Source organism: Tangfeifania diversioriginum (assembly GCF_900141875.1).
Lineage (GTDB): Bacteria > Bacteroidota > Bacteroidia > Bacteroidales > Prolixibacteraceae > Tangfeifania > Tangfeifania diversioriginum.
The window spans coordinates 215,712-231,074 of sequence record NZ_FQZE01000004.1 but is presented as its reverse complement, the minus strand read 5'-3'; the positions used below and the strand labels follow the sequence as shown (position 1 = coordinate 231,074).

At 40.3% G+C, this 15,363-nt stretch carries 15 protein-coding genes; 12 read left to right on the top strand and 3 right to left on the bottom strand.

Annotated features, from left to right (window positions below; all coding sequences use genetic code 11):
* The first annotated feature begins 618 nt into the window (after positions 1-618).
* The 8 genes from BUC07_RS04325 (at position 619) to BUC07_RS04290 (ending at position 10,266) form a co-directional block, all read left to right on the top strand.
* Entirely contained in the window at positions 619-1,971 is a 1,353-nt protein-coding gene (locus tag BUC07_RS04325) for a dihydrolipoamide acetyltransferase family protein (protein ID WP_073166034.1), read from the top strand.
* Positions 1,972-1,979: 8 nt separating this feature from the next.
* The gene (locus BUC07_RS04320) at positions 1,980-4,028 is read left to right on the top strand and encodes an alpha-ketoacid dehydrogenase subunit alpha/beta (protein ID WP_073166032.1); all 2,049 of its coding nucleotides are present in this window, start codon (positions 1,980-1,982) and stop codon (positions 4,026-4,028) included.
* Between the two features lie 12 nt (positions 4,029-4,040).
* On the top strand, positions 4,041-4,550 hold the full coding sequence (locus BUC07_RS04315) for a flavodoxin (RefSeq protein ID WP_073166029.1): 510 nt from the start codon (positions 4,041-4,043) through the stop codon (positions 4,548-4,550).
* A 170-nt stretch (positions 4,551-4,720) separates the two neighbouring features.
* Positions 4,721-5,155: an energy transducer TonB gene (locus BUC07_RS04310; protein WP_073166026.1), complete on the top strand. Its 435-nt coding sequence runs from the start codon at positions 4,721-4,723 to the stop codon at positions 5,153-5,155.
* A gap of 312 nt (positions 5,156-5,467) precedes the next feature.
* Positions 5,468-7,084, top strand: a complete 1,617-nt coding sequence (locus tag BUC07_RS04305) for a CTP synthase (protein WP_073166023.1) — start codon at positions 5,468-5,470, stop codon at positions 7,082-7,084.
* Positions 7,077-9,005, top strand: coding sequence for a membrane protein insertase YidC (gene yidC, locus BUC07_RS04300; RefSeq protein WP_073166020.1), 1,929 nt, complete (start codon positions 7,077-7,079; stop codon positions 9,003-9,005). Before BUC07_RS04305 ends, yidC begins: the two co-directional genes overlap by 8 nt.
* A 157-nt stretch (positions 9,006-9,162) precedes the next feature.
* Positions 9,163-9,807, top strand: a complete 645-nt coding sequence (locus tag BUC07_RS04295; RefSeq protein WP_073166018.1) for a DUF2490 domain-containing protein — start codon at positions 9,163-9,165, stop codon at positions 9,805-9,807.
* Between the two features lie 75 nt (positions 9,808-9,882).
* Positions 9,883-10,266 (top strand): DUF4890 domain-containing protein, encoded by a 384-nt coding sequence (locus BUC07_RS04290; protein WP_139279465.1) that lies wholly within the window; start codon positions 9,883-9,885, stop codon positions 10,264-10,266.
* Between the two features lie 70 nt (positions 10,267-10,336).
* Here BUC07_RS04290 and ribH read toward each other — a convergent pair whose 3' ends face one another.
* Both ribH and BUC07_RS04280 read right to left on the bottom strand, forming a co-directional pair.
* Complete coding sequence (ribH, locus tag BUC07_RS04285; protein ID WP_073166012.1) at positions 10,337-10,846, bottom strand: 6,7-dimethyl-8-ribityllumazine synthase; 510 nt, start codon at positions 10,844-10,846, stop codon at positions 10,337-10,339.
* A 60-nt stretch (positions 10,847-10,906) separates the two neighbouring features.
* Entirely contained in the window at positions 10,907-11,593 is a 687-nt protein-coding gene (locus tag BUC07_RS04280; RefSeq protein ID WP_073166094.1) for a tetratricopeptide repeat protein, read from the bottom strand.
* Between the two features lie 177 nt (positions 11,594-11,770).
* On the opposite strand from BUC07_RS04280, the gene recF reads away from it, so the two are divergent.
* Together recF and BUC07_RS04270 are read left to right on the top strand one after the other, a co-directional pair.
* Positions 11,771-12,877, top strand: coding sequence for a DNA replication/repair protein RecF (gene recF, locus BUC07_RS04275; RefSeq protein ID WP_217652644.1), 1,107 nt, complete (start codon positions 11,771-11,773; stop codon positions 12,875-12,877).
* Positions 12,877-13,167 carry a DciA family protein gene (locus BUC07_RS04270; RefSeq protein WP_073166009.1) on the top strand — a complete coding sequence of 97 codons (291 nt, stop codon included), beginning with the start codon at positions 12,877-12,879 and terminating at the stop codon, positions 13,165-13,167. The genes recF and BUC07_RS04270 overlap by 1 nt, the downstream gene beginning before the upstream one ends.
* 87 nt (positions 13,168-13,254) lie before the next feature.
* On the opposite strand, the gene BUC07_RS04265 is transcribed toward BUC07_RS04270, so the two are convergent.
* Positions 13,255-13,674 (bottom strand): nucleoside-diphosphate kinase, encoded by a 420-nt coding sequence (locus BUC07_RS04265; protein ID WP_073166006.1) that lies wholly within the window; start codon positions 13,672-13,674, stop codon positions 13,255-13,257.
* Between the two features lie 108 nt (positions 13,675-13,782).
* On the opposite strand from BUC07_RS04265, the gene BUC07_RS04260 reads away from it, so the two are divergent.
* Positions 13,783-14,823 (top strand): DHH family phosphoesterase, encoded by a 1,041-nt coding sequence (locus tag BUC07_RS04260; RefSeq protein ID WP_073166003.1) that lies wholly within the window; start codon positions 13,783-13,785, stop codon positions 14,821-14,823.
* Positions 14,824-14,836: 13 nt separating this feature from the next.
* A complete protein-coding gene (locus BUC07_RS04255; RefSeq protein ID WP_083578086.1) occupies positions 14,837-15,352 on the top strand; it encodes an FKBP-type peptidyl-prolyl cis-trans isomerase in 516 nt (171 codons plus the stop codon).
* Positions 15,353-15,363: the final 11 nt, after the last annotated feature.

The window sequence follows — 15,363 nt, the reverse complement described above, 5'->3', positions numbered from 1 at the left end:
TCATAGTTTTAATTTTAAATTTGAAATTGCCGTGCCCGGTTGACTAATTACATATTAGGTGGTCTACCTTACGATTTCTAAATAATCAATTATCGGATCACCGTCAACCAGAGCCAGACTGAACGAGGTTATAATATAACAGTGTTAAAAACGGCCTCAACTGCACGGCATCTCAAACTTAATGTATTTATATAAGAGGAAAAAGCCACTTTTGGAGAGACTGAACTATTCATAAATTTTAAAAACATGAATAAAGTTCAGGTTAATCCCGACTTAGATGAAGTTGAACTTTTAAAAAAAAGTTTTACTGAATCTTAGTCGTCCCGATAGTCATCGGGAGAGATAGGGATTATTTGTGAATAATCCGGGTTAAATCTACATTCTCAAACAACTATTCGGTTTATCGATGATTTAAATAAACATTTTCAGGGTTTGTTTACCATTGTTTATATAGTAGCGATTTCTGTATTGTTGCTATTCTTTCCGATTGTCACTTTCTTTTTGTATTTTCAGAGGTTCAATAAGTGAAGAATAACGAATTAAATTGCAATGTGAACATTTCAATTTATATCATGTTTAATAAAGCGAATATTACAATAAATAAAAAACTAAAACAATATGTCGAAATTTGAAATAGTAATGCCAAAACTTGGAGAAAGCATCCAGGAAGGCACCATTACCAAATGGTTTGTAAAGGAAGGTGATACTATCGAAGAGGATGATATGCTTTTTGAGGTAGCTACCGACAAAGTAGATTCAGAAATTCCTTCCCCTGTGGATGGTGCTATATCTAAAATTCTTCATGAAACGGACAGCCTTGTGCCGGTAGGTGAGGTGGTTGCCATTGTGGAGATGGAAGGTGAAGATGGCGATGATGAAGAAGAGGATGAAAAAGCTGATCAGCAAACTGGAAAAGAAGAATCCGCTGAAAAAGATAGAGAAGATGATAAATCCGACGAGGAAAGCAAAAAAGATACTTCAGGTTCAGAAAAAACTTCAGGTGAATCAGTTGATAAAAGCAGGGAAAAATCAAATCGGTTCTACTCACCCCTTGTAAAAACAATAGCAAAAGAGGAGAATATTTCGCTCGATGAACTGGAAACGATTGAAGGTTCAGGAGCAAATGGAAGAGTTCAGAAAAAGGACCTTCTGGATTATATTGAAAACAAGAAAAAATCGAAACCTTCTGAAGCAAAAACGAAGGAAAAAGCTGCCGCTCCGGCACCGGAGAAAAAAGCCGCTCCACCGGTTACAGTAAACGATGGCGATGAAGTGGTTGAAATGGACCGTGTGCGCAAAATGATTGCTGATCACATGGTGATGTCAAAACAGGTTTCACCTCATGTTACATCTGTAATTGAAGCCGATGTAACTGACATCGTTCAGTGGAGAAATAAAAATAAAGAAGCTTTCCAGAAGAAACATGGTGAGAAAATTACTTTCATGCCATTCTTTATTGAAGCAGCCGCCGCTGCCCTGGCCGAATTTCCGCAGGTAAACTCATCGGTTGACGGTGATAAAATCATACTTCGGAAAAAAGTAAATATTGGAATTGCAGTAGCAAAACCCGATGGAAACCTTATTGTACCGGTAGTTAGGGATGCCGAGCAGAAAAATCTGGTTGGGCTGACAAAAGAATTAAACCGCCTGGCCGACGCTGCACGTAATAATAAACTGAAACCGGAAGAAATTCAGGGCGGAACATTTTCAATTACCAATTTCGGCACATTCAAAAATATAATTGGCACACCAATTATAAACCAGCCGCAGGTAGCGATTCTGGCAACCGGAAATATCGAGAAAAAACCGGCCGTACTTGAAACGCCGTCGGGAGATGTAATTGCAATCAGGCACAAAATGTTCCTTTCGCTGTCATACGACCATCGCGTGGTTGACGGAGCACTTGGAGGTGCATTTTTGCACAAAATTGCTGAAACCCTTGAAAAATTTGATATTAATCGTTCAATCTGATAAATAATATGCAAGATTTAAAAGTACCAAAAAATCATACTATTAAAAAAACGCCGAAGAAAACACTTGAAAAGTGGTATCGGTTAATGACCATTGGCCGCGCTATCGACGATAAAGCACCCAATTATCTAAAACAGGCCATTGGCTGGTCGTACCATGCTCCCTATGCGGGGCATGATGGAATTCAACTGGCAGTGGGGCAGGTTTTCGAGCAGAAAAAGGACCACATGTTTCTTTACTATCGCGACATGCTTACCGCTTTATCTTCGGGGCTGACAACCGAGGAGGTAATCCTGAACGGTATTTCCAAAGCAACGGATCCTTCCAGTGGGGGCCGGCACATGTCGAATCACTTTGCCAAGCCCGAGTGGAATATCCACAGTGTATCTTCGCTTACCGGAAACCATACGCTGCATGCAGTTGGTGTGGCCAGGGCCATAAAATATTACGGTGAAAAAGCTGTTGCAATCAGCAACCAGGGCGAATCATCAGTAAGTGAAGGATTTGTTTATGAAGCTTATAACGGGGCTGATAAAGAAGAACTTCCTGTGATTTTTGTTGTCCAGGATAATGGTTACGGAATTTCTGTTCCCAAAAAAGACCAAACAGCCCAGCGGAAAGTGGCCAACAATTTTACCGGATTTAAACATCTCCGGATTATGCACTGTAACGGAAAAGATGTATTCGACTCGATGAATACGATGGAAGAGGCGAAAAAGTATGCCATTGAAAACAGCAGGCCGGTAATTGTGCAGGCCAACTGTGTGCGTATTCACTCGCATTCCAACTCCGATAATCATCAGCTTTACAGAAGTGATACAGAAAGAAACTATGTGATAAAGTACGATCCGCTGGAAAAATTCAGGAGAATGCTTATCCGTTACGAAAGGTTTACTGAAGAGGAGTTGCAGGAAATCGAAGAGGCGGCAAAGCAGGAAATTAAAAAAGCGCATAAATCGGCTTTAAAAGCCCCGGATCCCAAACCCGAATCAATTTACGATTTTGTTTTGCCGGAACCTTACAAAGCCGAAAAATACCCTGACGGCACCCACAACGAAGAAGGGGAAAAGAAAAAACTGATTACTGCCCTTAATGAAACCCTGAAAGCTGAATTCAAAGAAAATCCGGATACTTTCCTTTACGGCCAGGATATGGCAAACAAGGACAAGGGAGGGATTTTTAATGTTTCAAAAGGATTGCAGCAGGAATTTGGCAAAGCACGGGTTTTCAATGCGCCAATCGCTGAAGATTTTATTGTGGGTACAGCCAACGGCATGTCCCGGTTCAATAATAAAATCAGGGTGGTTGTAGAAGGCGCTGAATTTGCCGATTACTTCTGGCCGGCAATGGAACAGTATGTGGAAACAAGTCACGATTACTGGAGGTCGAACGGAAAATTTGCCCCGAATATCGTCATTCGTCTTGCCTCGGGAGGTTACATCGGAGGCGGTTTGTACCATTCCCAAAACATTGAAGGGGCCTTGGTTTCTATACCCGGTGTGCGTATTGTTTATCCGTCGTTTGCCGACGATGCAGCAGGCCTGCTGCGCACTGCAATCCGCTCAGAAGGCCCCACCATGTTTATGGAGCCAAAATCATTGTATCAAAATCCAAAGGCCGCAACAGTTGTGCCCGAAGATTTCGAAGTTCCTTTTGGCAAAGCGCGCGTTCGCAAGGAAGGGGCGGACCTTTCAATTATTACTTACGGCAATACTACCCATTTAAGTTTAGAAGCTGCTGAAAAACTCGGTGAAGATGATTACAGTGTGGAAGTGATTGACCTGCGATCGCTCATTCCGCTGGATGAAGAAGCAATTTTTGAATCGGTGAAAAAAACCAACAAAGTGTTGGTAGCACACGAAGACAAAGTATTTGGCGGCTTTGGAGGTGAAATCAGCGCGCTGATAACCGAAAAAGCATTTGAATACCTGGATGCGCCCGTGCGAAGAGTAGGTTCTACTTTTACACCTGTGGGCTTTCATAAAGCACTGGAAAAGGCAATTTTGCCCGATACGCAACGGATTTATGATGCAGCTAAAAAATTGTTAGAATATTAAAACAGATTAATAATGAGTAAAAAAACAGCCATAATTTATAGCTTTCATACCCAAAAATCGAAAAAGGTATCAGAAAAAATTATTGATGCTTTTGGTAAAACTAAGGTAGAAGCAATTAATGCCGAGGAAGTTAATAAAGAAGTACTCGAAAAATATGATAATTTTATTTTGAGCGCACCTACCTGGTTCGACGGCGAATTGCCCAATTACTGGGATGAGTTTGTGCCTGACCTGGAAGAAATGGATTTGAAAGATAAAAAATTTGCCATTTTCGGGCTGGGTGACCAAAAAGGATATCCCGAGAATTTTTGCGATGCCATTGGGATTTTAGCAGAAATCATTGAAGATTGCGGAGGTAAAGTAATTGGACACACTCCGGTGGAGGATTACACTTTTGAATCATCAAAAGCTCAGCGTGGCAATGAGTTTGTAGGATTGCCCATCGACCAGGAAAACCAGGCGAGGATGACCTCTAATCGCATAAAAAAATGGGTGGAACAGCTTAATAAGGAATTCAGGTAATTTCCACAAACAACATTTAAATAGGGCTGTTTGCACTTCTCGCAGGCAGCCTTTTTTTATTTTCGTCAGGCAACTTTTTAACGGAATTCAAAATTTCGAACAATTCTAATGCGATAATCCGCAGGTCTTTTCCTGTGATTTTTTGTTACTTTGATAAAAATAGAATTGCAATGAACCAGCATCAACGAAAAAAGAAATTTTTAAAATTCCCCGAGTACCCGGGAGGTAAAGAAGCATTCAAAAAATACATAAAAGAAAACCTGAAGTATCCGGAAGAAGCTTTGCAGAAGAGGGTCGAAGGGGGTGTGCAACTTTCCGCAGCGATTGATGATAATGGCAATGTATTGGATGTTACGGTTGAAAAAGGACTTGGTGCAGGTTGCGACGAAGAGGCAGTAAGACTGATAGAAAACGTTCAGTTTGGCGGTGTTAAAAATCGTGGAGTAAGGCTAAAAACAAGGAAAAAATTCAGGATTGAATTCAAACTTCCCAAGGGCAAAAATTTAAAATACACCGTTAAAAAATCGCCTGAAAAAACGGAAGCCCAAAATTCAAAATTTAAAGGATGCTCTTATTCAATAAATTTAAAACCGCCATACAATTAGCTGAATAACAGGATTGATTACATTTGTGTACAAAATAGTTTACATTTGTTGTTGGTTTTTTTCTTTAGGTTGAGGTAATTTTAATAACTGAACTAACTTTAGTTGAATATTGAGTCGGGTATTTCGAATAGTTGATTATAAATTTTGAAATATTCAAAAGAAATCAAATTGATTATTGTTAATCAGGTTTTGATAAAAATGGGTTTTGTGTTACTTTATTTAAACCATAATCCAATTTCATCAGGGTTTAGTTTTCAGATAAGTTTTATTCATTAATTTTGTGGCTTTTGAAAAACGTTAAAACTTTTAAAATTGTCTGATACAAGATACATATTCGTAACCGGAGGGGTAACTTCCTCACTGGGCAAAGGAATTTTAGCCTCTTCACTGGCAAAGTTACTCCAATCGAGGGGCTACAGTGTAACCATCCAGAAACTTGATCCTTATATCAATATCGACCCGGGCACCCTTAATCCGTATGAACATGGCGAATGCTTTGTTACTGAGGACGGTGCAGAAACCGATTTGGATTTAGGGCATTATGAGCGGTTTTTGAACGAAGCGACCTCACAGGCGAACAATGTTACCACCGGAAGAATTTATCAGTCGGTAATCAGTAAAGAAAGACACGGCGACTATCTGGGCAAAACCGTTCAGATTATACCACATATTACTGATGAAATTAAACGCCGGATAAAAATTCTCGGACAAAAAAAGAAATACGATATTGTGATCACCGAAATTGGTGGTACTGTTGGCGATATCGAGTCTTTGCCCTACATTGAGGCAGTCAGGCAGTTGAAGCGCGAACTGGGTTCAAGGGCACTGGTGATTCATCTTACGCTGGTTCCTTACCTGGCAGCAACCGGAGAGCTGAAAACAAAACCGACTCAGCATTCTGTAAAACTGTTGCTCGAAGCCGGTATTCAGCCCGATATCCTGGTACTTCGCACCGAACATGAAATTGATACCACAATACGTGAGAAAGTTGCTTTATTCTGCAACGTAGATCCAGATGCTGTTGTGCAATCGGTAAATGTGCCAACCATTTATGAGGTACCGCTGAAAATGCTTTCAGAAAAGCTGGATATTACTGTTCTGAAAAAACTGGGGCTAACCATAAATGAAGAAATCGATTTAAGTGCATGGAACGATTTTCTGGATAAATTAAAAAACCTGAAACATTCAGTAACCATTGGTTTAATTGGAAAATACGTGGAATTGCGCGATGCTTATAAATCAATTGCTGAAGCCCTTGTACACGCAGGAGCAGTTAATTATTGCGATGTAAATATTGAGTGGATTCATTCTGAATCGCTTCAGGCTGATAACCTGGAAGAATCACTTTCCGGTTTAAACGGAATAATTGTTGCCCCGGGTTTTGGGCACCGCGGAATGGACGGTAAAATCCATGCCGCCCGTTATGCCCGCGAAAATAACATTCCATATCTGGGGATTTGCCTCGGCATGCAGGTTGCCGTTATTGAATTTGCCCAAAATGTATTGAACCTGAAAGGGGCCGACTCAACAGAAATGAACCCGAAAACGCCGTATCCGGTTATCGATTTAATGGAACACCAAAAAGGCATTACCGATTATGGCGGAACAATGCGGCTGGGAGCTTATGAGTGCCGGATAATTGCCCCCAATTCGAATGCAGGAAAGGCATACAATAAATTAACTGTTTACGAGCGCCACCGCCACCGTTATGAATTTAACGATGCGTTCAGGGAACAATTTCAGGAAGCTGGCATGGTTCCGGTTGGTGTTAACCCTGAAACCGATTTGGTGGAAATTGTTGAAATCCCAACACACAAATGGTTTGTTGGCGTTCAGTTTCACCCCGAATATAAAAGCACCGTACTAAACCCGCATCCGCTTTTTGTTGACTTTATTAAAAACTCGTTAGTTAAAGAAAAAAATGGATAAAAATTCTATAATTGGCATCATTCTCATTTTTGGGATTCTGATCGTATTTTCAATCATGAACCAACCCTCGGAAGAGGATATTGAAGCTGCCAAACGACGACGCGATTCCATTGCCCAGGTTGAAGCTGAAAAAAAGGCACTGGAACAGCAACAAGCAGAACAACAGAGTGAAGAAACACTTTCAGAAACTGTGTTGCCTGATACAATTAATGCTGATGCTGAATTGCAACAAAAAATTGATGAATTTGGCGTTTTTGGTAAAGCAGCTATTGGCGATCAGGAATTTTACACCATTGAAAATAACCTGCTGAAAATAACCCTAACCAACAAAGGCGGCAGAATTTATTCCGTAGAACTGAAAGATTACCAAACCCACGATTCGCTTCCTCTAATTCTTTTTGATGGAGATGAGACACAATTCGGGTTAAGCTTTTTTGCCCAAAACCGAAGTATCCAAACCGACCAGTTATTTTTCGAACCTTCGTTTACCCAGCAATCCCTGGTTGTTTCAGGACCGGAAGTTTCTACCGGAAATGAAGGTCGCCTGAAATTTAACAATGAAAATCCCGGCGAAGAAAAATCGGCGGTTTTTCGGCTTGAAGTGGCCCCCGACAGGTACATGGAATATGTTTACACACTGAAACACAACTCTTTTATGATTGACTTTGATGTGAACCTGCAGGGTATGGAGCAGTACATTGCAGCCAATCAATCGTACCTGAATTTCACCTGGTCGTTTGATGTACCGCGCCAGGAGCGCCCTTCACGATTTGGGGAAGACCGCTACACCAATATCAACTACAAGTTTTTTGAAGATGATGTGGATGAGCTGTCAAAAAACAAATCGGACGAAGAGGACCTGACAACACGTGTGAAATGGATTGGATTTAAACAGCTCTTTTTCAATTCTACAATCATTGCCGAGGATGCGTTCCCGAATGCATTTGTTCGTTCCGACAAATACGAGGAAAACCCTGAGTACCTGGCCAATTTTCATGCTGATATTGCCTTTCCGTACCAGGGTGCAACGAGCGAAAGCATGGACATGCAAATTTATTTTGGTCCCAACCATTACCAGACACTTAAACAGTACGATCTCGATCTCGAACGACTGGTTTACCTGGGCTACGCCATTGTGAGGCCGGTGAACAAATACATTATTATTCCCATATTTAACTTCCTGCGGAAATACATTTCCAACTTTGGTATCATAATTTTAGTTCTTACTGTTTTAATTAAAACGGTTCTTTTCCCGTTCACCTACAAATCCTACGTTTCGCAAGCAAAAATGCGGGCACTGAAACCTGAAATTGACGATATCAATAAGAAAATTCCCAAGGATAAGGCCATGGAAAGGCAACAGGCAACCATGAACCTCTACAAAAAAGCGGGAGTAAATCCCATGGGAGGATGTTTGCCAATGCTGCTGCAATTTCCAATTCTTATTGCCATGTTCTTTTTCTATCCGAACTCAATTGAGCTGCGGCAGGAGAGTTTCCTTTGGGCCCATGATTTATCTACCTACGATTCAATCTTAAATCTCCCGTTTGAGATTCCGTTTTACGGCGATCATGTAAGTCTCTTCTGCTTGTTGATGACGGTAACCACAATTATATCAACAAAGCTGAACCAGCAGGCTACCACCTCGCAGGGAATGCCCGGCATGAAAACAATGATGTACATGATGCCTGTTATGTTTCTGTTTATCCTGAATAATTATTCATCAGGATTGAGCTACTACTATTTCCTGGCCAACGTAATAACAATCGGTCAAACCTATATTATTCGCTCAACGATTGACGAAAGTAAAATCAGGGCGCAGTTACAGGTGAACAAAAAGAAACCCGTGAAAAAATCGAAATTTCAAAAACGACTGGAAGAAGTGGCCAAACAGAAAGGAATGCAGCCACCTAAAAAATAAAAATATCATTTTCATAAATTAATGCCGGTTTAGCAGATGTCTAAGCCGGCATTTTTTTATGTCAACAATCCATTAAGGAAGTATTTGAAACAAGGCAGTTTAAAGCCAGTTTTTCAATCTTTTATTTATATTTGATACTTCTCGTAATTGCAAAATTATGTCAAGGTTTTTGGTATCGGTTTTATTTCTGCTGTCCTTTTTAATTTCTTCTTCCCAGGAACGGATATTTCAGTTTTGGAACCTAAATGCATTGGATGTTAAAATAATGGAAAATGCAACTCTTGGGGTTTCAGAAAAAATTCAATACACACCAAAAACCAATAGCATTGATTTACAATACGCAGACATTACGCTTGAACACAAACTTACCCGTTGGTTTGAAATTGGCGGAGGGGGCCGCCTGCTTTGGATGAGAAAAGAGTACGGATGGCTCCGGGAAAAAAGGCCTATGTTGTATGGAAACCTGTTGGTTAGCACAGGAAATTTTAATTGGTTTTTTTCAAACAGAATTGAATATCGTTTCCTGGACAAAGCAGATGATCATTTCAGACACCGGCAAATAATGAATGTTAATTTTCCCGAAATCCGCAGAGCTGGGAATCTCCGGTTCTACACCTCCATCGAAACATTTTACAAATTCCAGCCGGACAAACTCCATCTTGCCCGCTTTTACGCAGGGGTAAAAACTATTCAAAAAGAACATTTCGGTTTAAAGTTGTATTACGCTCTGGAAAAGAAGAAATCAAACAGCCTTTGGAGTGCTGCAGATATTTTGGGTGTAAATATGAATTTTATATACTGAAATTTATTCTGGTTCAGTATTAAACTATTTTCTTCCGGGGGAGTCATAACACTATAAATATTAAAAAATTAAGAGATGAAAAAGTTTGGAATTATATTGTTGTCGATTATGCTGGTTTCCTTGGCGGGAATAGCTCAGCCCCGGGGCCAACGGAATTTTGACCCTGAACAAATGGCCAGGCGTCAGACGGATATGTTGAAAGATACGCTTGAATTGAACGAGGAACAGGAACAAAAGGTTTATGAATTAAATCTTGAAACCGGGCAAAAAATGAGTGCCCTTCGTGATGAAATTCAGGGTAGTGACGCTGGAGCAATTCGCGAAAAAATGGGTGAGATTAGAGCAGAGCAAAATGAAAAAATGAAAGACATCCTCACCGAAGAGCAATGGGGAAAATATGAAAAATACCTTGAAAACATGAGAGCACGCTGGCAACAGCGCAGGGGTGGAAGGCGATAGTTTTTTTTATAATAGTTTAGTTTTGTTTAAAGAGGATTTGTGAATGCAGATCCTCTTTTTTTGCAAAAAATCAGAAACCAGCCCTTTTGGCTTTTTTCCTGAATTGTTGTTTTAAGTCCACCATTTTAATAGCTGTAACTGCTGCTTCGTCGCCTTTGTTACCATGTTTGCCCCCGGCACGGTCCAGTGCCTGTTGCTGGGTATTGGTGGTTAAAACACCAAAAACAAAAGGTTTGTTAAACTTCAAGTTCAAATCAACTGTGCCTTTGGTAACACCGTCGCAAATAAAGTCGAAATGACGGGTTTCCCCCTGAATAACGCACCCGAGCAGTAGTACGGCATCAATGTTATCCATTTCGGCAAAATACTGTGCACCCAGTGGTAATTCAAAACTTCCGGGAACAAATTTTACTTTAATGTTTTCATCACTTGCCCCGTGTTTTTTCAGGGTATTAACTGCACCTTCGGCCAGTGCCGATGTAACTTCAAGGTTCCATTCGGCCACTACAATTCCAAACCGCATTTTTTCTGCTGAAGGAACTGATTTTGTATCGTATTGCGAAAGATCTTTTGTTGCCATTTCTTATAAATAAAAAACCCCTCAAGTAATGAGGGGCCGAAAGTTATTTTATCAAAAAAATTAACCCAGCTTTATTTCAACCCGTGAAATATATTTTTCAATATTACGGCCTTCAGTTGAATCCGGGTATTTCTGTTTAATTTCTTTATAAAGTGCCAGCGCGTCTTCCAGTTCATCCATCGATTCGAGCAAATTGGCAGCTTTCATCATGTAGATGGGTGAAGTCAGCTCATTATCGTTCATTGAATACGCTTTTTTATAATGTTTCAGCGCTTCATCAGTATTGCCCAGCTCGAGCTTGGCATCGCCTTTGGCACCTTCAGCAATGGGCCCAAGCAATAAATCTTTGGTTTCGAAATCGTTCAGGTAACCAAGGGCATCTTCATACTGACCAAGATGCAGGTACGAAATACCAGTGTAGTATTTTGCCAGGTTGGCCGATTTGGTCATTCCATAATCGTCAATAATATCCAGAAACCCGAGGTAATTGCCATCACCGTTTATGGCCAGGTTAAACGAGTCTTTTTCAAAATAGCTCTCGGCCATAAACATTTGTGACTGCGCCTCTTCCTGGCGTGGCTGCAAATAAAATTTACTGAAACTCAAGTAAGCAACAACCAGTATAATAACTGCACCAACCGCATAAGTAATGGGCTTTTGGTTTTCTTCTATAAAACGTTCTGTTTTCGTTAACGCGCTCTCAAGTTCCTGTAAATTGTCATCTTGCTGAGCTTTTTTCTTTGCCATGTCCTTCTTTTTCAAATTGTGCCGCAAAAATAGCTTTTTTTTATAAACCACATGGAAAATGGAAGTATAAATTTGAATATTAATCAACAGGAAATTGTTATTAACACGAATTTGTTGTTTGTGCTCAAAAACCTTCGAAAATTCGTTAGTTTTGTTCTTTTGATACTAGGAGATTTAATGATGTACATTGAAGAGATTTCAATTGTAAATTTTAAGAACCTGAAAGATGTTCAGGTTGAATTTTCGCCCAGGCTAAATTGCTTGATAGGAAATAACGGAGCAGGTAAAACCAACCTGATGGATGCCGTTTATTACCTTTCGTTTTGCAAAAGTTTTTTCACCACTGTGGATCAGTTTAATATTAATCACGCTGAGCAGTTTTTTATGCTCAACGGAAACTACAAACGGCTGAGCTCCAACGAAAATATTACCTGCGGATTGAAAAAAGGCCAGAAAAAACAGTTTAAGCGCAACTCGAAAATTTACAAACGGCTGGCCGAACACATTGGTTTGCTGCCGCTGGTAATGATTACCCCTTCGGATGTGAACCTGATTTTGGGTGGCAGCGACGAGCGCCGAAAATTTATGGATGGCGTGATTTCGCAGTTTAACCAGAATTACCTCGACGATTTGCTGAAATATAACCGCGCTTTGCAGCAAAGAAATAACCTGCTGAAGCAGTTTGCTGCCGAGCGCTATTTCGAAGCTGAACTGCTCTCGGTGTGGGACAATCAGCTTATTGAATATGGTACACGTATTCATACCGAGCGGCAAAAATTCGTTAAAAAATTAATACCGGTTTTTCAGCAGTATTATTCCTACATTTCGCAGGAAAATGAAAAAGTGGGGCTAACACACCAGTCTGATTTGTACGAGCACGATTTTGAAAAATTACTCAATGATTCGTTGCCCAAAGACCGCCTGGTGCAATACACATCGGCAGGTGTTCACAAAGATGATCTGGTTTTTAATATTGATGAATTTCCGATTAAAAAATTGGGGTCGCAAGGGCAGAAAAAAACTTTCCTTGTGGCACTTAAGCTGGCCCAATTCGATTTTATAAAAGAAATTTCGGGCATGAACCCAATTTTGTTGCTCGACGATATTTTCGACAAACTGGACAGCAACCGGGTGGAACAAATTGTGAAACTTGTATCTGACGAACAGTTTGGGCAGATTTTTATCACTGACACCAACCGCGAACACCTCGATGTAATGCTGGAAAAAATTGATACCGGATACCGTATTTTTCAGGTCAACGCAGGAAAAATTGAATTGAAATAATGAGAAGAAGCAATACACAATCACTGGCCGAAGCACTGCGCAGCTACATCAAAGAAATGAGGATGGAGCGCAAACTGAAAGAGGTGGACGTTGTGCAGTCGTGGGAAGAAGCCCTGGGGAAAACCATTGCAAGGTACACACGCAATATTTATTTGTCAAAAGGTATTTTGTTTGTTGAAGTAAGTTCGCCGGTTGTAAAAAACGAGCTGCTGATGATGCGTGAAGACATCAGAAAACGATTGAATGACTTGGCAGGCGAGGAGATGGTAACCAAAATTGTATTCAAATAAAATGTACAAAAGAGATGTGCAACTGCACATCTCTTTTGTATTTCTGAAATAATTGTTTCTTGAGAAATTTCAGGGATCTCTGGGCTTTTAAAATCTTTCCAGTTTCGAAAAGAAAAATTCAGCTTCAACTTTTGCATTTTCATCGCTGTCGGAACCGTGTACGGCATTTTGCTGAAGGCTGGTTCCATAAAGTTTCCTGATGGTTCCCTCTTCGGCTTTTTCAGGGTTGGTTGCACCAATAAAATTGCGGAATTCCTCCACTGCGTTTTCTTTTTCAAGCAACACCGCCACTAAAGGTCCCGAACTCATAAAACTTACAAGCGAATCGTAAAACGGTTTTCCCTTGTGTACCGCATAAAAAGTGCCGGCCTGCTGCGGGGTTAGCTGCGTTAACTTCATGGCTTTAATGGTAAAGCCTGCTTCATTTATCATTTTTAAAATGGCCCCGGTGTAATTTTTATTGAATGCCGTGGGTTTAATCATTGTCAGTGTCAGGTTTCCTGCCATATCTGTAAGATTTTTAAAATTTCTAATTGTTCGCAATATTAACAAAAATTGGGAAGAATAGCCTTTGCGCCCGATTGAGTTTTTTTATCTTTGTCAATTCTAATTTTGATGATTTTGGAAAATACTGGAAATGAGATTTTTACATCAATCGGGGAGGTTTTGAAATCAAAGCCTGGAAACGTGGTTATTGTACCACACGAAAACCCCGATGGTGACGCAATTGGCTCGGCAATAGGACTGGGTGAAATACTGTGCAATTTTGGGCACAGCGTGAAAATTATAAGCCCGAATGACTATCCCGCCTTTTTGAAATGGTTTTCAACCGAAATTGAAATCCTGATTTATGAGCGTAAAAAGAAACGGGCCAAAAACATCATAGAAAATGCCGGAATACTGATTTGCGTTGATTTTAACGAACCTAAACGCGCTGCCAAAATGGAGGATATTCTCACCGGTTTTTCAAAACCTTCCATTATGATAGATCATCATCCGGATCCTGGCGATTTTGCCGATTTTCTGGTTTCCGAACCCAAATACAGTTCAACAGCTGAATTGATTTTCGATGTGGTAAAAAAAATCGGACTGGATAATTACATCAACCAGGCATCAGCCGAGGCGCTTTTTACTGGAATAATGACCGATACCGGTTCGTTTAGTCACAATATTTCAAATCCCAATACTTTTGAAGTGGTTGCAAAATTGATTGGAACAGGAATTAAACCGGAAAAGATTCAGGCCAATATTTACCATAATTATTCTGCCAAGCGCATGAAACTGCTTGGGTATTGCCTGAACGAAAAAATGGAAATATTTCCGGAACACCGGGCGGCCATGATTTATATTTCGCAAAAAGAGCTGGATGAATTTGAATTTCAGCCTGGTGATACCGAAGGATTTGTAAATTATCCGCTGTCGGTAAATAATATTGTTTTCAGTGCGTTGTTTATTGAAAAGAAGGATCACGTCAAAGCTTCGTTTCGGTCAAAAGGAAATTTTCCGGCCAACTCTTTCTCAGAAAAATATTTTGATGGCGGAGGCCACCTGAACGCGGCCGGCGGAGAATCGAAACAAACTTTGCAGGAAACAATTGAAAAGTTCAGGCAACTTTTAGATGAGTATAAGCATCTGTTATTGAAAACGGAAATTTAAAAGACAAACAAAAATGAAGACAAAAGTACTATTTATGCTTATCGCCGGGGTGTTTTCAACACTCTTTATGTCATCGTGCCTCGACACCGATGACGATAGAGATATAAACACAGCAGCAATTGAAAAAGTAAAGTTAAAAACCTATCTCGATTCATTGGTTGCAAAGGGACACGATATCGACACCACCGAAATGGGAATTTATTACGTGAGAATTGAGGACGGCGATGGTGATTTTGCCCAGCCGGGCGATACGCTCACTGTGGGATATGCCGGATATTTTATAGACGGAACGATTTTCGACTCCTCTGAAATAAACTCGGAAGATGGTAAAATGGAGTTTGTTTTGGAAAATCCGCCGTTTATTGCCGGCTGGGACGATGTGATGAAAGTGATGAACGAAGGCGCAAAAGTTCAGGCTATGATTCCTTCTGAATTCGCTTACGGAAGCGAAGGATATGGAGTTGTTCCTCCTTACGAAACACTGGTTTTTGTAATTGAACTGTTTGATATAAAACCTTCACAAGAATAATTTAGAATTTT